Below are 18,794 nucleotides of genomic sequence, written 5' to 3' on the forward strand. Positions count from 1 at the left end.
GGCTCGCTGAACAGGGCAGGCAGGGGGCCGCCGCCGGCGAATGCGGCCGAGCTAGCTGCCGGACCCGCCGGCCAGGGAACGCCACAGGAAATGCTGGCTGCGGCTCTGCAAAGCGGCCGCCTGCCGGTTGTCGGAAGCGCCGGCGTGGCCGCCTTCCAGGGCCTCGTGGAACCAGACGTTGGGGATGCCCATGGCCTGCATCCGCGCCGCCATCTTGCGTGCCTGCACGGGACCCACCCGGTCATCGGAGGTTGCAGTCCAGATGAAAGTTTCGGGATAGTCCACGCCGTCGCGGAGGAGGTGGTAGGGCGAGAAAGTCCGGATGAACTCCCAGTCCCCGGCCACGTCCGGATCCCCGTATTCGGCGATCCAGGAGTGGCCTGCGGACAACTTGGTGTAGCGGCGCATGTCCAGCAGCGGCACGCCGCAGGACACGGCACCGAACAGTTCGGGGTACCGGGTCAACATGTTGCCCACCAGAAGCCCGCCGTTGGAACCGCCCACACAGCCGAGGCGTTCCCTGGAAGTGACTCCCCGGGAGATCAGGTCCCGGGCCACGGCCGCGAAGTCCTCGAAGGCGCGGTGGCGGTTTTCCTGCAACGCGGCCCGGTGCCAGGAGGGGCCGTATTCGCCGCCGCCGCGGATGTTGGCCACCACATACACTCCGCCGCGGGTGTGCGTCGGACCGGCTCCGCTTTCAGCGTCGCCCTGGCCAGCGTCCGGCGCATCCGGTGCGTCCGTCCTGCGTTCCAGCCACGCCCGGCCGATCGTGCCGCTGTAAGCGGGAGTGCGGGAAACTTCGAAGCCGCCGTAGCCGGAGAGCTGGGTGGGGTTCTGGCCGTCGAGCACCAGGTTCTTGGATGCCACCTGGAAGTACGGGACCCGGGTACCGTCTTCCGACACCGCGAAGTGCTGCTGGACCTCGTACGCCGCCTCGTCAAAGTAGGACGGCGAGGTGCGGACCACCTCGTGGGTGCTCACCACGTCCCCGTCGCCGCTGCGGCGCAGGGTTCCGCGTGTGAGCGTGCTCGGCGTGGTGAAGCCGGTGGCAACGAGCCAGAAGTCGTTCCCCGCGCCGGGCGCCTCGCCTTCCGGCACAGCCACATTGCCGCCGGTACCGTCGTCGTCATGCTCCTCGTCAACCTCGACGCTGTCGTCCTCGTCGTCAACGGCGAAGGCGTTGACATCGTGCAGCGGCGGGCACGCGTCCAGGAGACTGGATGCCCAGGCGGATTCAGTCCCGGGCCGCTCCGGATCGAGAACGCGGATCTCCGAGGACACGTCCCGCAGGAGGTTCAGGAGTAGGAAATTCCGGGTCCAGCTCCAGGACTGCAGCGACGTGTGCGCATCCGGGGTGAAGAGGACGACGAGTTCCCGGTTGCCGGCAAGGTAGTCCTCGAACTTCGCGGCGAGCAGCGAGCCGGCCGGGAACGTCGTGCCGTCGACGGCCCAGTCGCCCTGCGGCCGGAACAGCAGCCACTCGCGGTGCACGCTCAGGTTCACGTCGGTGGGGGCGTCGATCACAACCCACTGCCCGTCGCGCAGCACGGACGTGCTCTTGTTGAAGAAGCTGATCCAGTCCATCGCGAAGGTCCGCTCGTACCCCGGAGTGGAGTCATGGGCCACCAGGGCCATCATGTGGTCTTCGGGGATGTCGAAGATCCTCTCGGCCGCCGGAAGCGACCCGCCGCGGGCCAGCTTCACGGCGGTGCGCGCGTAGGACGAGGAGGTCTTCGGCATGCCTTCCGCGGTGGTGGACACCAGCAGCGTGTCCCGGTCCAGCCAGGACGCATTACCCTTCGCTGTGGGCAGGTCGAACCCTCCGGACGCAGGGTCCACAAACGTCCGGGTCTCGACGTCGAACTCCCGGTAGCGGTTGGCGTCCCCGCCGTCGGGGGAGAGGGCCAGCAGAGCCAGCCGGTGCGGTTCGCCGGGAGCAGGACGGAGGAAGTTGGCGCCGTGGAAAACCCACTCCTCGCCTTCGGCGGCGGCCAGCGCGTCGACGTCCAGGAGGACGTCCCATGCGGGCTCACCGGTTTTGTAGCTCTCCCAAGACGTCCGGCGCCACAGCCCCTTGGGGTTCTGCCCGTCACGCCAGAAGTTGTAGTACCAGTCGCCGTGCTTGCCTACCATGGCGATCTTGTCCGTTGAGTCCAGCACCTCCAGGATGCGGCTTTCGAGCCTCGCGTAGTCGGGGTCTTCGAGCAGATCCTCGGTGCGGGCGTTTTGTTCGCGGACCCAGGCCAGCGGTGCCTCGCCGTAGATCTCCTCGAGCCAGATGTTTTCGTCGGTCGGTTCGGGCGCTTTCCCGGCGGCGGAAGGGACGCCGGAGACGGGCGGGTGATCAGCTGCTGTGGTGGTCATGCGCCCTACGAAACAGCATCGGCGCGCAGCTAGCAAGTCACATGCGGATACTCTGGAGGGCGTGGGCACATCGCAAAACATCCGGACGGTACTAATAGGGGCCGGACCCCGCGGCACCAGTGTCCTGGAGCGCCTCCTCGCCAACTGGCGGCTGAGGAGCCCCTCCGCTTCCGGACCCAGCGGCGTTGCGGGCCTTCACATTGACGTCGTGGATCCCTATCCGGCGGGGCCGGGCCACGTGTGGCAGCCCGGCCAGTCCCGGCTGTACCTGATGAACACCCAGTCGTTCTATCCCACGGTCATTCCCGAAGACCCTGAACTGGCTGCGCCGGTGGCCGGCTGCACCTTCGACCAGTGGCGGGAAGCCCGTCAGGACAGTCCGGACGCGTCGCTGACGGAGGACGAGCAGGCAGAACTTTCCGCCCTTGGGTCCCGGGATTTCCCGAGCCGCGCGCTGTACGGCCGTTACCTCAGCGCCACGTTGGACGAGCTGCTCGCGCACCTTCCGGAGGGCGTCACCGTGCAGTTCCACCGCACCACCGCCACGTCCGTCCGGCCGGCAGGGAACAGAATGTTCGACGTCGAACTCGGCGACGGCGGGCCGCTTACCGCCGGTTCCGTGGTGCTGGCCCTGGGGCACCTGGAGTCCCGGCTCAACGCCGAACAGCGCGAACTGCAGGCGGGCGCCGGCCAGCTGGGACTCCTTTACCTGCCTCCGGCGGTGCCTGCCGACGTCGACTGGTCCGTGGTGCCGGCCGGCCAGCCGGTGCTGGTCCGCGGCATGGGCCTGAATTTTTTCGACGTCATGGGCCAGCTGACCGAAGGCCGCGGCGGCAAGTTCGTGGCGACGGCTGCCGACGGCTCTGCGGTTCCCGGGCAGGGGAGGGCCGGGCTGGAATACATTCCGTCCGGTGACGAGCCGCTGATTGTTGCGGCGTCCCGGCGCGGGACCCCCTACCGTGCCAAGGCCAATCTGGCGGCCTACTACCCGTCCGGTGTGACGCTGCGGTACTGCACCGAAGCCGCCGTTGGGCGGTTCGCCGCAGCCGGAATCACCCCCGGCTTCGACCACGACCTCTGGCCCCTCATGCAGCGCGACGCGCTCTGGGCCTATTACGCCACCCTGGTCCGGACCCGTCCGGACGCCGTCACGGAGCCCGACGCGTTCCTGGCCCTGCTCCAGGAGGTGATGCGTCCCCACGCCCACAGCGTTTCCCACTGGGAAGCCGAAGCGGACGCCCTGGTCGCCAAGCACGTGGCGCCGGACCAGCGACTGAACCTGCCGGGCCTGGCGGCGCCCCTGGCCGGCCGCAGCTTCGCCTCGCAGGCGGAGGTGGATGCCGCCGTCGTCGAATACCTGCTCGATGACGCCCGACGCTCGGCGCTGGGGGAGGACGACCCCGTGAAGATGGCCATCGGGGCGTTGCACCACGGCAGGGCGGTGCTGAAAACGGCAGTGGCCGACGGCGGCATCACCGACGAGTCCTGGGTCGCCGGACTGCGGGGCTGGTTTGAGTCGTTCGTCGAGGGGCTGGCCAGCGGGCCCCCGGCCATCCGCGCGGAGCAGCTCGCAGCGCTCGCCCGGGCCGGTGTGGTGAGTTTTGTGGGACCCGACCCAAAATTTTCGCTGGACCGCGCCGCCGGTACGTTCAGTGCTGCCTCGCCGTGGGTCAAGGACGGAAAGCTCCGCGCCCGTGCCATGATCGAGGCCCTTGCTCCCGCCAACAGGGTTTCAGTCAACGTGTCGCCGGTGCTGGAGCAGCTCCTGGCCGACGGCCTGGTGCGTCCACGGCTGATGATGAGGGCTGAGGGGGCTCCGGTGGAGACTTCGGGCCTGGACGTCAGCCCCCACCCTTACCGGCCGGTGGGCGCCAACGGATCCGTCACCGAAGGGCTGTATGTCCTGGGCCTGCAGCTGTCCGCAGCGCAGTGGGGCACGGCCATCGCCGCGGAGGCGCGGCCGCAGAACGGGCCGGTGTATCGCAGCGGCCAGCGGACCCTCCGTGACGCCGACGAAATAGCGCGCCACATCCTCGATCACTGACCCCGGCCCACCCCGTACGCTCTCTCAGCTCCTGCCGCTGAATCCCCAACGCTCTCTCAGTTCCTGCCGCTGAATTCCCAACGCTCTCTCAGTTCCTGCCGCTGAATTCCCCACGCTCTCTCACTTTCTTCAACGCAGTGAGAGAGCGTCGCAGGGGGAGCGGCAGGATGTGAGAGAGCGTCGCAGGGAGAGCGGCAGGATGTGAGAGAGCGTCACAGCCAAAACGAAACGTGCCCCGCGTCCGGGGCCGGGAATCCGAGGGGTTCCCGGCCCCGGAGCGGGGCACGTTCATTTACTGAAAGGCGGGGAAACTAGCCTTTCAGGCACTTCTGGTACTGGATCCAGGCCAGGCCGTACTTTATCCAGCCTGCAAAGTCGTACCACTTGGTGGGCGGTACCGGTGCTGTGCAGACCGGCGGCACCGGGCCGCTGTCGGCAATCTGAACTGCGGCCTTGACCACGGTCCCGGACTCGGCAGCGGTGAGCATCAGGGTGCCGGTGCCGGCAGCCGCGCCGGCCGGGACTTTCACGTCCACTGCCGCGGCTCCGCCGGACACCGGGACGGTGCCGAGCTGGGTAACCGTGCCCGCGGCGTCCGTGAAAGAGGCCGCCAGCGAGGCGTTGACCGGGCTGCCCAGGGAGGTGAGGTCCAGCTTGGAAACCGCCAGCGTGATGGAGTCCCCGCCCTTGACCTCGGCGGCCGTGGTGTTCACGACAGCCACGGTGCGGCGGGCAAAGTCCGGCGATACCGGGTTGTGTTCCTGCAGGTACTTGATCCAGGCATCCCGGTCCACAAGGCCCGAGTCCTTGGTGCCGGTACCTTCCTTGAAGATCCGGAAGTTGTCGCCGCCGGTTGCCAGGAAGCTGAACGTGCCGATCCGGTAGGACTTGGCCGGCTCGATGAGTGAGCCGTTGACCCGGATGGACGTAATGCGGTCCCCTGCGGCGCGTGCGGCGTCGTAGGTGTAGTTGACGTTCTTGGACAACCCCAGCTGCTGGTAGGCGCGGCTCGGGACTGTGCCGTCCGGGTTGGTCTGCCACTGCTGTTCCAGGAGCGTCTTGAACTGTGCCCCGGTCAGGGACGTGGTCCAGAGGTTGTTCACGAACGGGAGTACGGCGTTCGCCTCCGCGTAGGAGATGGTCCCGTCCGGCGCGTAGTACAGCTCGTTGCGCAGTCCGCCGGGGTTCACGACGCCGATTTCGGCGGTGCCGAGGTCCGGTGCCGCGAGGGCGTCCACGAGTGAATCGGCCACGAGGTTGCCAAGGGTGGATTCGTTCGCGCGGTCATCACGGGACGCCGGACTGGTTGCCGTGGCGGGCGTGAAGGCGGTGGTTATATCGGCAGTGACCTTTCCGACCGGCTGGTTGCCGATCACCGCGGCGTCTGCCAACGCCTTGTCGACAACCGTCTTGACTGCCGCCACCCGCGGGTACCTGGCCACGAGGTCAGCGGCCGTCTCGGTGGTGGTGGGAACGGTGCGCTTGACGTTGCCGGCCTTGTAGCCGGATACCTGCATGGTGGCAGTGTCGACTGTCAGCTGGATCTGGCCGATGAACTCGCCGTAACTGCCGGTCTGCACGATGGGGCGTGTTTTGCCGGTCGGCTGTCCGTTGGCATCGAGCACCGGAGCGTCCCAGGCGTACTGCTTGTGGGTGTGACCGGTGAAGATGGCGTCCACCTCGGGAGAGGTTTCGTTGACCAGCCTGGCGAAAGGACCGCCGGCAGCGACTTCCTGCTCCAAAGTGGAGCCGTCCGGGGTGCCGGATCCGGCGCCGTCGTGATCTTCCACGATGATGACGTCGGCGAGCTTTTCGGCGGTGATCTTCGCGGCAACGCGGTTGATCGCGTCCACCGGATCGCCGAATTCAAGGTCGGTGATGCCTGCCGGGGTGACCAGCGACGGCACTTCCTGGGTGACAGTGCCGATCACCGCAACCTTGACGCCGTTCAACTCCAGCACCGTGTATTCAGGCAGGGCCGGTTCGGTGGTGCCCTTCTTGTACACGTTGGCACCGAGGTACGGGAAACTGGCATTCGTCCCGCCGGCGATGACGCGGTCGCGGAGGTCCGCCCAGCCGCCGTCGAACTCGTGGTTGCCCACGGCGGACGTGCGCAGTTCCAGGGAGTTCAGCACGTCGATGGTGGGCTGGTCCTTGGCAACGGCGGACGCGAACAGCGAGGCCCCGATGTTGTCGCCTGCAGACAGGAAGGCCGTGGCGCCGGGGGCGGCCGCCTCCCGGAGCTTTTCGATGGTGGCGGCGAACAGGACCGTGTTGGAGTCGATGCGGCCGTGGAAATCGTTGATGCCCAGGAAGTTCAGGTCAACGCTCGGCGGCAGGACAGGTACGGCGGGCAGATCAAGGCCCACCACCACGGGATCGTGGTCGCTGGCCCGGAACTGATCCGGCGCATAGTAGTTGGTCACGTTGTTGTTATACCGGCTGTACTCCAGCGCCACGGACTCCACGGAGTTGATGTTCCAGATGTCGGCCCCGCTGACCACCGAGTCCGCACCCGGCGTGGCGAGGACGTGGTCGAGGGAACCCACCAGGCCGCCAAACAGGTAGGAGTGCTTGGCGGAGCCGTCGGCATTCCGCGCCTTCTCGTCCTGGTTGATGTAGCCGGCGGCCGTGAGGACGTTGATGGGGTCTTCTTTGGCGTAGGCGTTGAAGTCGCCCATCAGGAAGACCTTGTCCGTGCCCTTTGAGGCCTGGAGGTCGTTCGAGAATGCGAGGAGCGACTTGGCCTGCTCGGTGCGGGCAAGGTTCGAGGCGCCCTGGCCCTTGTCGGTGTCTTCAGGAGTTGCGGCCGAGCCCTTGGACTTGAAGTGGTTGGCGATGGCGATGAACTTCTTGTCATCGGACGCGCCAACCGGCTTGAACACCTGGGCGAGCGGCTTGCGGGCACTGGCGAAAGCCACGGTGTCGTTGTGGATGACGGATTCGCCCACCGGTTCCGCAGCTGCCTTCTTGTAGATGAACGCTGTGCGGATCATGTCCTCGTCAGCCAGCGGCGGAGCGTTGGCGGGCGTGCGGACGTAGTCCCAGATTCCCGGTGTGGGAATGTTCAGGGCTTCCACCAGCTTGGCCAGGGCATCGTCGCGGTCCTTGCCGAACTGAGCCGAATTCTCAACCTCCATCAGGGAGACGACGTCGGCGCCGGACTTGCCGATGGCCGCCACGATCTTGTCCTGCTGGCGCTTGAGGTTCTCGGCGTTGGCTGCACCGCGGGCGTCGCAGCCGCCGCGGACGGTGATGGGGTTGCCGTCGCGGTCGGTGTAGAAGGTGCAGCCGGCCAGCATGTCACCGGTGGTGGGGAAGTAGTTGAGCACGTTGAAGGAGGCAATCTTCAGGGTGCCTCCGACGGCGGCGGGTGCTTCGGCACGGGTTGCGCCGAAGGTTGCGGGCTGGATGATGCTGGCGTTTTCCGGCGTCAGGTGGGTCAGCGGCTGGAACTTCCAGGAGTTGTTGGCGTAGCTGAGCACCACGTCGGTCTGGAACGTCACGGGGGAGCCGACGCGGACGGGCTCCGCGGCGGTCAGGTACGGCAGGACCTGGGCCTTGGTGGTGGCATCTTTCAGGAAATTGGTAGTGGCACCGTCGTCGAGCTTGATGCCGCGGGCGGCGTTGGCCGCCACGGTTGCCGTGTATTCGGCAGAGCCGTAAGGGGCGACGGCGGTGGGCTGCTCGAGCGGGGTCGTCCCGCCGGCAAGGCCGATTTCGCCGTACTGGTTCAGGGAGTAGTTGTCGGTGACCGTCACAGGTCCCTGCGGTGTCAGCAGCATGCCTTCGAGGGACTCGCGGAAGGCTTCGTCCGCCGGGAGGGCGAAGCCGGTGGACTTCACTTCCGGGACCGCCTCGTTGAGCTTCTTCAGGCCGGCAGCATCCGCCACGTTCACCTGGGTCATCCCGTAGAACTCGGCAACGGTCCCGGTGATTTCGACGTAGTCACCGATCGCGACGGAGCCTACCGTTGCGGGCGAGTAGACGAAGATGGCGTCCGACGCCGTGTGGTTGGCCGGCGTCAGGTCGCCGCCGGTTCCGGGGGTCTGGAGGTAGAAGCCGGCGAAGCCGCCGGTGGGGTACGCCGCGGTGACCTTGCCTCGGGTGGTGACGGAGGTGCCGACGAACTGGCTGGCCGTGCCGGATCCCTGGATTTCGGCGATTGTCCTGGTGGCGGGTGCCGTCGGGGGATCCACGGGATCGGGATCCACCGGATCCGCGCTGCCACCGGCGGGGGTCGGGGTAATGGCGGCGTTAAGCGTGAAATCGGCGGAGTTGTTGTTGCTGTCCAGGCCGCCGCTGCGGTTCAGGCTCTTGACGTCGGTGTTGCTTCCCGGGGCCGCAGCGGCCTTGGTCTCGAATGTGTTGGAGGTCCCGTAGCCCAGCAGGTCCGCAACGTTGGCAGGCTCGATTACCGAGCCGGTGGCCAGCGGGTTCAGGGTTGTGGACTGCTTGGCCAGGACGATCGTGCCGCCCGCGCCTGCCGGGTTGAAGCCTGTGGCAGTCACATCGGCGGCGGGCAGATCCAGTCCGACGGTGCCGTTGCTGCCGCCCTTGAGCAGGTAGTACCCCTTGGCCGGGATGGTGCCGGCGAGGGGAGCCGTGGCGGACGGTGCGGTGGTGCCCCCGGAGGCGCGGTACTGCAGGGACCAGCCGTCCAGGGTTACCGGCGTGTCAGACGTGTTGTACAGCTCTACGAACTTGTTCTTGTAGGCTGCTCCCGCGCTTCCGCCGCTGAGGTAAGCCTCGTTGATGACGACGGGGGAGGTGCCTGCAGCGGCCGGTGAGACCTCCACTGCAAACGCCGGGACGGAAGCCAGGGGAGCTGCGATGAGCCCCGCTGACAACGCCGTGCCCAGCGCAATTTTCCATGGTGTGCGTTTCATCCGCTCTAACTCTCATTAGGGTGCCCCGGGTATGGGCTCGGTGGAATGTGTCCGGCTTTGTGGCGCGGACGAAGGGCCCGGACTTTACTCCTGGTCAAGTAGTTTCCGGCACAGCAAAACAGGGTCGAATGAACGTGCGGTTGATTCAGCGTGCATTCTGCGAGACGTCCCCCAGCGAAACGTTCGCTGCCGGCCACGGGGCGGCATGGGCCCGGTTCCGGCAACAGTGTTTTTGGTTTTGTGCGTATGCCGGCCCACCCCATGTGCCGGACATGCCAAAAGAATACCGGCCAGTAGCTCCGATGGAAGCCGCTGGCCGGTATTCTTTATATCAATTTACTTAAATGAAATCCCGGGGACTTTTCAGGCCCCGGTGGTATCTCCTGATTCGGCCGGATCGCCGGCTCCCTGCCCGGTGTCAGCCACGATCTTGAACATCGCCCCGGTGGGGTCGGCAAGGGTTGCCAGCCGGCCGAACGGGGTGTCGTCCGGCCCGTCGATCAACTGTGCGCCGAGGCTGACGGCTTTTTCGATCGAGGCGTCGGCGTCCTCCACGGCGAAGTAGACCTGCCAGTTGGACGGAACTTCGGCCGGCAGGTACGCGGAGGCGTCCATGATGCCCGCCTTCGCCGCTTCTCCCGCCCCAAGGGTGGTGTAACGGAACTCGGGAGTGTCGCTCATGACGTCGGTGTCCCACCCGAAGACGTCCTCGTAGAACTTGACGGCGGCTGGATAGTCCTTGGCGTGAAGCTCGTGCCATGCCGGTGTGCCGGGCTCGGCCACGAGCTGGTAGCCCGTCATTTCGCGCGGCTGCCAGACGCCGATGGCCGCGCCGGTGGCATCGCCGAAGATTGCCATGACCCCCTGTTCCGGCACGTCCATCGGGGGCATGAAGACCTGGCCGCCGTGCTCGGTGACGGCGGCAGCCGTGGCGGCGGCGTCGTCGGAACGCAGGTAGGTGGACCAGGCGTCAGGCATCCCGGCCTGGCTTTCGTCCTTCTGCATGATGCCGGCCACCGACTTGCCGTTCTTTGTGGCGGTGATGTAACCGCCGTACTTTTCCTGGTCGCCCGCCTGGAAGTCCCAGCCGAACAGTCCGCCGTAGAACTGCCGGGCACCGTCGGTGTCAGACGTCATCAGGTCGATCCAGCAGGGCGCGCCGGGAGTGATGTCAGGGCGGGGCATAGTGGCTCCTGTCGGTTTCCGCGGCAGACGTGGCCGCGGAGAAGGCTTGGTCAGTGAAGACAAACCAGACACTATTCCGCAGCGCCGACACTTTCAATGCTCCCGGCCCAAACTTTCCCTTAACGGAAAATGCCCCGGATCCTGATGGTTCAGGACCCGGGGCATTCTTCGCGGAAGGTAAGAGATTCGAACTCTTGGTACGGGGTTACCGCACACTGGTTTTCAAGACCAGCTCCTTCGGCCGCTCGGACAACCTTCCTTACCGAGTAGTGTTTCATAGGCAGTTGGCTGCGACAAAAACCGTCCGGAGTGTTTGCGGGCAGGCGCCGCCGCTGCACACACTATTTTTGTGGCAGGAAGCAGCTAGGAATCGGGAGTTCACCATGAAGGCCGTCTACGTTAGCGAGGCCGGCGGGCCAGAGGTGCTCGAAGTGCGCGAGGTCCCGGCACCGGTTCCCGGCCCCGGCGAAGTGCTGATCGACGTCGTCGCCGCAGGCCTCAACCGCGCCGATGTCCAGCAGCGCCGGGGTTTCTACCCGCCGCCGCCCGGGGCGTCGGAGATCCTTGGCCTGGAAGTGTCCGGCCGGATAGCGGGCTTTGGCCCCGACGTGTCCAAGCCGTTCTCCGTTGGGGACAGGGTGGTGGCACTCCTGGCGGGCGGCGGCTACGCGCAGCAGGTGGCAGTCCCTGCCGAACAGGTACTGAGAATTCCCGACGGCGTGGATCTGGTCACCGCTGCCTCCCTCCCCGAAGTGGCGGCCACCGTCTATTCGAATTTGATTATGACGGCGCAGCTGCAGCCGGGTGAGACAGTGCTGATCCACGGCGCCACCGGAGGCATCGGCACCATGGCCATCCAGCTCGCCAAAGCCTTCGGCGCCATAGTGGCCACCACGGCCGGAACTGCGGAGAAGGTTGGTACCGCCAAGGCCTTCCTCGGGGCGGACATCGCCATCAATTACACCGAAGAGGACTTTCCTGAAGCCCTCCGCGCACAAAACGGCGGACACGGTGCCGACGTCATCCTGGACGTGGTGGGAGCCAAGTATCTCCGGCAGAACGTTGACGCGCTGGCGGACTATGGCCGGCTGATCGTGATCGGGCTCCAGGGTGGCACCAAAGCGGAACTGGACCTTGGGAAGCTTCTGAGTAAGCGTGCCGCCATCATCGGCACTGCCCTGCGTCCGCGTCCGGTGGCGGAGAAGGGCGTGATCATGAATGCCGTCCGGGAAGCCGTGTGGCCGCTCCTTGCCGACGGGCGCATCCGGCCTCTGGTTGCCAGGACCTTCCCGCTGGACCAGGTGCGCGCGGCCCACGAATACTTCGACTCCGGCGACCATGTGGGGAAGGTCCTGCTGGTCATGTAGCCGGACCTTCCGGCCGGTGGATGGATACCCGGTATTGCCTTGGCGGCTGAATGACGCTAATGTAATTCCATACGCGGTATGCACGCGTCTTGGGGGCGCGTGTATGCCGTCGTCTTTGCGACATCAGGGGGCAGCATGTCCATTCGCCACAGTCTCCTCGCCCTGCTCCAGGACAAACCCCGTTACGGGTACCAGTTGAGGGTTGAGTTTGAGGATCGCACCGGCTCCGCCTGGCCGCTGAACATCGGGCAGGTCTACACCACGCTGGACCGTCTGGAACGGGACGGGCTGGTCAGGAACGACGGCGGCGACGGCGAGGGCCATGTCATCTACAGCATCACGGACGCAGGCCGGGGCGAAGTCACGAGCTGGTTCCAAGCCCCCGTTGGCCGCGGCAACCCTCCCAGGAACGAACTCGCCATTAAGCTCGCCCTTGCCGTGACCATTCCCGGCGTGGACGTCGCAGCTGTTATCCAGGCCCAGCGCGGCGAGTCAATGAAGGCCCTGCAGGACTACACCAAGTCCCGTCGGGACGCTTCAGCCAGCCAGCGCCGGGCGGACACCGCCTGGCTGCTCGTGCTGGATTCGCTGATCTTCCAGACCGAAGCCGAAGTCCGGTGGCTGGACCTTTGCGAAGCGCGGATGGCGCAGCTGAATTCCCCGGCCAACCCGTAGCCGGACCGCCTTTTCCTGCCACTCAACGCTGCCTTCCGACCGTTCGGCGAGGCGCGCAGGGCACTCCGTCCCAAAGCAGTATCCGTGCGTCCCCGGCATTGGTATGGTGCGAAGGGGAGATCTATTCAGCTGGGGTTCTCGAGGAGGAGACATGGGCAAAATGCCGGATGGCAAGGCGCGGACAGCATTATCGGAGGACGCGCTGGTGCCTGATCCAAAGCTTCCGCCAACATCGGTGGACGAGACGGTCCTCGAGGCGGAAGAGCGCAAGTGGACACCCGCGAAGATCGCCATCTGGGCGGCCATCGCCCTGCTTGGCGGCGTTGCCTGGTTCATGCTGGCGATCATCCGCGGCGAGACAGTCAACGCAATCTGGTTTGTCTTCGCGTCTGTCTGCACGTACCTGATCGGATACCGCTTTTACTCCAAGGTGATCGAACGCTACATCACCAAGCCCAATGACCGTCGGGCCACACCCGCGGAGTACAAAGCTGACGGCAAGGACTACGTCCGCACGGACCGCAACGTCCTCTTCGGCCACCACTTTGCGGCCATCGCCGGCGCCGGGCCGCTTGTCGGCCCTGTCCTTGCGGCCCAGATGGGCTACCTGCCCGGCACCATCTGGATCATCATCGGCGTCGTGCTGGCCGGAGCGGTGCAGGACTACCTCGTGCTGTTCTTCTCCATGCGCCGCGGAGGCCGCTCGCTGGGCCAGATGGCCCGTGAGGAACTTGGCGTGATCGGGGGCACCGCAGCCCTCATCGCCACTCTGCTGATCATGGTGATCATCGTGGCCATCCTGGCCCTCGTCGTCGTGAACGCACTGGCCGAAAGCCCCTGGGGCGTTTTCTCCGTCGGCATGACAATCCCCATCGCCCTCTTTATGGGCGTGTACCTCCGCGTTCTTAGGCCCGGCAAGGTCCTGGAAGTGTCGCTGATCGGCTTCGTGCTGCTGATGGCTGCCATCATCGGCGGCGGCGCCGTGGCCGGAACGGAGTGGGGCGCAGCGTTCTTCACTCTGGACAAGGTCACCATCGCATGGGGCCTGGTTGTCTACGGCTTCATCGCCGCCATCCTGCCGGTGTGGCTCCTGCTGGCTCCCAGGGATTACCTCTCCACGTTCATGAAGATCGGCGTGATCGTCATGCTGGCGCTGGCCATCATCGTGGTCCGGCCCGAAATCAGCGTTCCGGCGTTCAGCGAATTCGCGAGCCGGGAGAACGGGCCCGTGTTCCCCGGGGCGCTCTTCCCGTTCCTATTCGTCACGATTGCCTGCGGCGCGCTGTCCGGCTTCCACGCACTGATTGCCTCCGGCACCACCCCGAAGCTGATCGAAAAGGAACGCCAAGCGCGCCTGATCGGCTACGGCGGCATGCTGATGGAATCCTTCGTGGCCATCATGGCCCTCGTCGCAGCCATCTCCATCGACCGCGGGCTGTACTTCGCCATGAACTCCCCGGCCGCCCTGACCGGTGGCACGGTGCAAACCGCTGCCACCTGGGTCAACAGCCTGGGCCTTGCCGGTGTGAACCTCACTCCGGACCTCCTGGCTGAGACCGCCAGGAATGTCGGCGAGGAAAGCATCGTGTCGCGCACGGGCGGTGCACCCACCCTTGCTGTGGGCCTGGCCCACATCATGCAGCAGTTCATCGGCGGCACGGCGATGATGGCGTTCTGGTACCACTTCGCCATCATGTTCGAGGCGCTGTTCATCCTGACCGCCGTGGATGCCGGCACCCGCGTGGCCCGCTTTATGCTGCAGGATTCCATCGGCAACTTCATTCCCAAGTTCAAGGAACACTCGTGGCGGCCGGGAGCCTGGCTCTGCACGGCCATCATGGTGGGCGCCTGGGGTGCGGTGCTGCTGATGGGCGTCACCGACCCGCTGGGCGGTATCAACACGCTGTTCCCGCTGTTCGGCATAGCCAACCAGCTGCTCGCGGCTATCGCGCTGTCTGTCTGCATGGCCATCGCCGCCAGGCGGGCCTCGTTCAAGTACCTCTGGATTGTCGCGCTTCCGCTGGCTTTTGCAGCAGTCGTCACCATCACCGCCAGCTTCCAGAAGATTTTCTCTCCTGTTCCGGCGGTAGGTTACTTCGCCAACAACGCGGCGTTCGCCAAGGCGCTGGCTGACGGCAAGAAGGAATTCGGCACGGCCAAGACCGTCGCGGCCATGGAAGCCGTGGTGCGCAACACCATGATCCAGGGCTGGCTGTCGGTGATCTTCGTGGTGCTGAGCATCATTGTCATCATGACGGCGATCGTGGCAACCGCAAAGGCGTTCCGCAACGCACGCGACGGCATCGCCCACACGGACCACGAGGACCCGGCCGTGCCTTCCCGGACGTATGCTCCAGCGGGATTCATACCCACGGCGGCCGAACGGGAGCTCGTGGGCGAATGGAACAAACTTCCCGCCGAGCTGCGTCTCGAAAAGCCAGCACACCACTGATGGGAAGCCGGTCATGAACGCGATCCTCGAAGGTTTCCGTGGCTTCGCCCGGTACTTCGGCGGAGTGATGGGTGCGGACGCCTATGCGAAGTACCTGGAGCACCACGCGGCCTCGGGACATGAGGACGCGCCCATGACCGAGCGGGAGTTCTGGCGGGACCACACGGACCGCCAGGACAGCAATCCCCAAGGCCGCTGCTGTTGAAGGGCTGCTAAGCACACTTGCGCCAGGGGCGCCGCCGGACAGTTAAAGTCCGACGGCGCCCCTGGCCTTTCCGGGGCACTGCCGGTTGCGTTCGGGTCAACTGGGCTAATTGACTGGCGCTGGCGCTGGCGGCTCGTGAGAGTATGAACCCATGAGCGATCCGAACGACACTCAGCCTGCTGTTGAAGACCCTGTAGAGGGCACCACTATCGACGACGCGGCCCCGTCCGGTCCGGCGGCGAACGCGGAAGTCGGGCCCCGGCCCAAGGGGAGCAACCTCCAGGACCTGGTGGACGAGCCCGCCAAGGTGATGCGGATCGGCACCATGATCAAGCAGCTGCTGGATGAAGTGAAGTCCGCGCCCTTGGATGAAGCCGCGCGCGGCCGCCTCGCAGCGATCCACGAACGCTCCATCAAGGAACTCGAGGACGGTCTGGCGCCGGAACTCGTCGCAGAGCTGGAACGGATCAGCCTGCCGTTTCCGGAACAGGCCACGCCGTCTGATGCGGAACTGCGCATTGCCCAGGCCCAGCTGGTGGGCTGGTTGGAAGGGCTGTTCCACGGCATCCAGACCGCCATTGCCGCGCAGCACGCCGCCCGCGATCACGCCGTGGCGCAGCGGCAGCTGCGCCAGCTGCCGCCGGGCACCGTGATCGCGCCCGGCGTCGTGATCGGCGAGGACGGCGAGCCGCAGCGTGCCCGGGCACCTCACCCCGCCGGGGAACGGGCAGGAGCGCCGGAGGACCCGGACCACGGTCCCGGCCAGTACCTCTAGGTTCCGCGTGGCATTTTTCGCAGCCGCCCGCCAGGGGCGCAAGGACGACGCCGAGCTCGGCAAAGGGCTGTGGCGCCGCGCCCATGACCGTTTCCTTCGCGGCCTCGACCGGTTCCATCAGGTCCTGGAAGGCGTCGAGGATGACCGGCTGTATGCCGAGCTGGTGGAGATCGCGAACGACCTTTCCGCGCTCTCGGTGCGGGTCCGGCAGGTCTGCGTCGAAGCCCAGCGGCGTTCACCCAGCGAGGGGCTGGACATCCCGGGAGCATTGGCGGGCGTGCACCGGTCGCTGTCCAAAGCAGGCAACTCGCTCGCCACCACGGCTGAGGCCGCGGCGATGCTCCGACTCGCCGTCGGTCCTGTCCCGGTAGGTGCAGCCTCGGTCCGCCGCCGGGCGGATTCGGTCTTTGAACAGATCGCCGACGCCGAGCGTCGCCTTTCCGAGCAGCCGCCGGAATCGTAGGGGACAGGAGAACCAATCCCGCGAGCTGGCAGACAGGCTGGCTATTCCCGGTTAAGCGCCTAGCTTAGCCAGCCGTTTTTGCTGGCCGGACGGTGCTGCGGTTGGCAGTATGAAGTAATGACTTTTTCTCCTGAACTGACTTTCAACGACGGCAACACCATTCCCCAGCTTGGCTACGGAGTGTGGCAGGTCGAGGACGACGTAGCGGAAAAGGTAGTGGTCCAGGCTTTCGAAGCCGGCTTCCGCCACATCGACACCGCCAAGATCTACGGCAACGAAGCAGGCGTGGGCCGCGCCATCGAGCGCTCCGGATTGAAGCCGGAGGACATCTTCATCACCACCAAGCTGTGGAATGCCGACCAGGGGTACGAATCCACCCTCGCGGCCTTTGAAGCGTCCATGGAACGCCTCGGCCTCGAAACCCTGGACCTTTACCTCATCCACTGGCAGCAGCCGCAGCAGGACAAGTACGTGGACACCTGGAAGGCTCTCATCGAGCTCCAGAAGCGCGGCCGCGTCAAGTCCATCGGTGTCTCCAACTTCACCACCGAGGGACTCCAGCGGATCATCGATGAAACCGGTGTTGTCCCGGCCATCAACCAGGTTGAACTGCACCCGTTCTTCAACCAGGCCGAACTGCGGGAATTCAACGCGTCCAAGGGCATCCTCACCCAGGCATGGTCGCCGCTGGGCCAGGGCGGCGAGCTCCTGGAGCACCCGGCCATCGCGGAGATCGCGGCCAAGCACAATGCCACGCCGGCCCAGGTGGTCATTGCCTGGCACCTGGCCATCGGCAACGTGGTGATTCCGAAGTCCGTCACGGAGTCCCGGATCCGCGAAAACTACGCTGCCCTGGACGTTACTCTGGACGAGGCAGACATCCAGGCCGTCAACGGGCTGGACCGGACTGCTGAAGGCGCCGGCCGCATCGGCCCGGACCCGGCCGTTTCCGACTTCGCCTAAGCGGCTGCACTTCGCCTAAGGAGCTGCAGGGCCCGGGCTTAGGGCGCGGGCACAAGCTTCAAGGGTTCCCTGCCAGGAGGCCCCGCACTCACACAGTGCGGGGCCTCCTGCGTTGACTCAGGCTGCCAGCCGTCCCTGCTCCGCCGGAACAGCATCGATTACAGCCCAGCCGTCCTCGTCGGAGGCGTTCCGGCTGGCAAACCGCTCTGCTTCCGGCAGGGTGTCGAACATTTCCGTGCGGATCAAGCCGCAGTCGGCATCAAAGTAGGTGACGTGGAATTCCCGGTGCCCCGCGGCGTCGCCGCCGAGGTGCCCCGGAGTGGTTGCCTGGCTGGTGCTGAGGTTCTTGTCCATGAATCCAGTGTGCAACCGGCCTCTGACAGTAAAGGGCCACTCAGTCCGGCGTGTTGCGAAGCCGGAGCATTCTCTCCCGGACGAGAACCTCCGCCCGCTGTTCCTTTTCCGCGGCCCGGACTGCCAACTGCATCCGGGCGGCAGCGGCCGCCTTCTGTTTCCTTGCCAGGTCGAATTCCTCGTCCACCTTCTTGAGGCGCTCGCGAAGACTGCGGGCTTCTTCGCCGAGCCGTGTCATGGCCTGGGCGGCTTCCTCGAATTCCGCTGTGCGGGCCCGGGCTTCCTCTGCCGCCGACCGGGCAGCCTCTTCAGCTTCGGCCAGGCGCGCCGCGGCGCGTTCGACGGCCGACGGCGTGGGAGCCGGGCGCTTCGTCCCCACCGCTTTCAACCGCGGTTTTTCAATGGAGGCAACCGTCGGGATCCTGTCCGGCGGAGCGGCGTCCTCGGAAGGGCCGGCGTCCGACGGCGGCTCTGAGGGCAGCGCGGGGCCGCCGGGGACCGCCATGGCATCCCGGAGATCCACCCGGTCCACTCCGTCCGCCGACAGCACCCGGAGCAGCCGGCCGCTCCGCACGGCTCCCTCCGCACCCTCGTCAACGGTGGCAGCCCGCAAGGTCGCTTCGACCTCCGCTGCGACGGCGGCGCTCAGTTTGCGCCCCCGCTGTTCCGCCACCTCACGCAGAATTCCCATCACGCGGCTGAGGAGCTGGCGACGCTCCTGCGAGAGCGTGCGGAGGGCACCGGCGTCGAGGTCTTCCTGGGCCCTGCGCATGGCGGCTCCCAGCTCTGCGAGCTCCCGCAGCGAGTCCGGGCGGTACACAGCGAGCATGTTCACCGCCCAGGCGGCCGCGGACGGCTTGGGCAGTGCACGGACGGCCTCAGCAAGGTCACGCCCGCCGTCCGCAGCGGCAGCCTTTGCCGCCACTGTCCGGGCCGCCACGAATCCCTCGAGGGGAAGCCGGTAGAGTGCGGAGGCAATTTCCACCAATTGTTGCTCTCCCATGCGAGCATCATAGGGGTCCGGTGGAGGCGTCAGCGTGTCAGCCCAACAAACCGCC

General features: G+C 66.2%; 13 protein-coding genes and 1 tRNA gene. 8 read left to right on the forward strand and 6 right to left on the reverse strand.

Annotated elements, in window-relative coordinates; translation table 11 throughout:
* Nucleotides 1-51 precede the first annotated feature (51 nt).
* A complete protein-coding gene (locus tag JOE41_RS14540; RefSeq protein ID WP_209752760.1) occupies nucleotides 52-2,364 on the reverse strand; it encodes a prolyl oligopeptidase family protein in 2,313 nt (770 codons plus the stop codon).
* 61 nt (nucleotides 2,365-2,425) lie between these two features.
* On the opposite strand from JOE41_RS14540, the gene JOE41_RS14545 reads away from it, so the two are divergent.
* Nucleotides 2,426-4,408, forward strand: a complete 1,983-nt coding sequence (locus JOE41_RS14545; RefSeq protein WP_209752761.1) for an FAD/NAD(P)-binding domain-containing protein — start codon at nucleotides 2,426-2,428, stop codon at nucleotides 4,406-4,408.
* Nucleotides 4,409-4,719: 311 nt separating this feature from the next.
* Here the strand turns inward: JOE41_RS14545 and JOE41_RS14550 are convergent, their stop codons facing one another.
* The 3 genes from JOE41_RS14550 to JOE41_RS14560 all read right to left on the reverse strand — a co-directional run bounded on the left by JOE41_RS14550 (nucleotide 4,720) and on the right by JOE41_RS14560 (nucleotide 10,741).
* Nucleotides 4,720-9,297, reverse strand: a complete 4,578-nt coding sequence (locus tag JOE41_RS14550; RefSeq protein ID WP_209752762.1) for an ExeM/NucH family extracellular endonuclease — start codon at nucleotides 9,295-9,297, stop codon at nucleotides 4,720-4,722.
* A 363-nt stretch (nucleotides 9,298-9,660) separates the two neighbouring features.
* Nucleotides 9,661-10,482 carry a VOC family protein gene (locus JOE41_RS14555; RefSeq protein WP_209752763.1) on the reverse strand — a complete coding sequence of 274 codons (822 nt, stop codon included), beginning with the start codon at nucleotides 10,480-10,482 and terminating at the stop codon, nucleotides 9,661-9,663.
* 171 nt (nucleotides 10,483-10,653) lie between these two features.
* A tRNA-Ser gene (locus JOE41_RS14560) sits at nucleotides 10,654-10,741 on the reverse strand.
* Between the two features lie 124 nt (nucleotides 10,742-10,865).
* Between JOE41_RS14560 and JOE41_RS14565 the strand changes: the two genes are divergently transcribed.
* The 7 genes from JOE41_RS14565 to JOE41_RS14595 all read left to right on the forward strand — a co-directional run bounded on the left by JOE41_RS14565 (nucleotide 10,866) and on the right by JOE41_RS14595 (nucleotide 17,382).
* On the forward strand, nucleotides 10,866-11,849 hold the full coding sequence (locus tag JOE41_RS14565; protein WP_011690546.1) for an NAD(P)H-quinone oxidoreductase: 984 nt from the start codon (nucleotides 10,866-10,868) through the stop codon (nucleotides 11,847-11,849).
* A 135-nt stretch (nucleotides 11,850-11,984) separates the two neighbouring features.
* Nucleotides 11,985-12,524 carry a PadR family transcriptional regulator gene (locus tag JOE41_RS14570; RefSeq protein ID WP_011690547.1) on the forward strand — a complete coding sequence of 180 codons (540 nt, stop codon included), beginning with the start codon at nucleotides 11,985-11,987 and terminating at the stop codon, nucleotides 12,522-12,524.
* Between the two features lie 151 nt (nucleotides 12,525-12,675).
* Nucleotides 12,676-14,976 carry a carbon starvation CstA family protein gene (locus JOE41_RS14575; RefSeq protein ID WP_011690548.1) on the forward strand — a complete coding sequence of 767 codons (2,301 nt, stop codon included), beginning with the start codon at nucleotides 12,676-12,678 and terminating at the stop codon, nucleotides 14,974-14,976.
* 13 nt (nucleotides 14,977-14,989) lie between these two features.
* Nucleotides 14,990-15,181: a YbdD/YjiX family protein gene (locus JOE41_RS14580; protein WP_011690549.1), complete on the forward strand. Its 192-nt coding sequence runs from the start codon at nucleotides 14,990-14,992 to the stop codon at nucleotides 15,179-15,181.
* Nucleotides 15,182-15,332: 151 nt separating this feature from the next.
* A complete protein-coding gene (locus tag JOE41_RS14585; RefSeq protein ID WP_011690550.1) occupies nucleotides 15,333-15,956 on the forward strand; it encodes a bacterial proteasome activator family protein in 624 nt (207 codons plus the stop codon).
* A gap of 7 nt (nucleotides 15,957-15,963) precedes the next feature.
* Nucleotides 15,964-16,419, forward strand: coding sequence for a hypothetical protein (locus tag JOE41_RS14590; RefSeq protein WP_209752764.1), 456 nt, complete (start codon nucleotides 15,964-15,966; stop codon nucleotides 16,417-16,419).
* Nucleotides 16,420-16,536: 117 nt separating this feature from the next.
* The gene (locus tag JOE41_RS14595) at nucleotides 16,537-17,382 is read left to right on the forward strand and encodes an aldo/keto reductase (RefSeq protein ID WP_011690552.1); all 846 of its coding nucleotides are present in this window, start codon (nucleotides 16,537-16,539) and stop codon (nucleotides 17,380-17,382) included.
* Nucleotides 17,383-17,499: 117 nt separating this feature from the next.
* On the opposite strand, the gene JOE41_RS14600 is transcribed toward JOE41_RS14595, so the two are convergent.
* The gene (locus tag JOE41_RS14600; protein ID WP_043429357.1) at nucleotides 17,500-17,736 is read right to left on the reverse strand and encodes a hypothetical protein; all 237 of its coding nucleotides are present in this window, start codon (nucleotides 17,734-17,736) and stop codon (nucleotides 17,500-17,502) included.
* A 40-nt stretch (nucleotides 17,737-17,776) separates the two neighbouring features.
* Nucleotides 17,777-18,739, reverse strand: coding sequence for a hypothetical protein (locus JOE41_RS14605; RefSeq protein ID WP_209752765.1), 963 nt, complete (start codon nucleotides 18,737-18,739; stop codon nucleotides 17,777-17,779).
* Nucleotides 18,740-18,794 lie beyond the last annotated feature (55 nt).

Origin of the sequence: Arthrobacter sp. PvP103 (assembly GCF_017833075.1) — a bacterium.
In the GTDB taxonomy this organism is placed as follows: domain Bacteria; phylum Actinomycetota; class Actinomycetes; order Actinomycetales; family Micrococcaceae; genus Arthrobacter.

Excerpts from the sequence above, each read along its gene's own strand:
- JOE41_RS14540 (WP_209752760.1), bottom strand. The coding sequence starts at position 2,364 with ATGACCACCACAGCAGCTGATCACCCGCCCGTCTCCGGCGTCCCTTCC.
- JOE41_RS14550 (WP_209752762.1), bottom strand. The coding sequence starts at position 9,297 with ATGAAACGCACACCATGGAAAATTGCGCTGGGCACGGCGTTGTCAGCG.
- JOE41_RS14555 (WP_209752763.1), bottom strand. The coding sequence starts at position 10,482 with ATGCCCCGCCCTGACATCACTCCCGGCGCGCCCTGCTGGATCGACCTG.
- JOE41_RS14565 (WP_011690546.1), top strand. The coding sequence starts at position 10,866 with ATGAAGGCCGTCTACGTTAGCGAGGCCGGCGGGCCAGAGGTGCTCGAA.
- JOE41_RS14570 (WP_011690547.1), top strand. The coding sequence starts at position 11,985 with ATGTCCATTCGCCACAGTCTCCTCGCCCTGCTCCAGGACAAACCCCGT.
- JOE41_RS14575 (WP_011690548.1), top strand. The coding sequence starts at position 12,676 with ATGGGCAAAATGCCGGATGGCAAGGCGCGGACAGCATTATCGGAGGAC.
- JOE41_RS14580 (WP_011690549.1), top strand. The coding sequence starts at position 14,990 with ATGAACGCGATCCTCGAAGGTTTCCGTGGCTTCGCCCGGTACTTCGGC.
- JOE41_RS14585 (WP_011690550.1), top strand. The coding sequence starts at position 15,333 with ATGAGCGATCCGAACGACACTCAGCCTGCTGTTGAAGACCCTGTAGAG.
- JOE41_RS14595 (WP_011690552.1), top strand. The coding sequence starts at position 16,537 with ATGACTTTTTCTCCTGAACTGACTTTCAACGACGGCAACACCATTCCC.
- JOE41_RS14600 (WP_043429357.1), bottom strand. The coding sequence starts at position 17,736 with ATGGACAAGAACCTCAGCACCAGCCAGGCAACCACTCCGGGGCACCTC.
- JOE41_RS14605 (WP_209752765.1), bottom strand. The coding sequence starts at position 18,739 with ATGGGAGAGCAACAATTGGTGGAAATTGCCTCCGCACTCTACCGGCTT.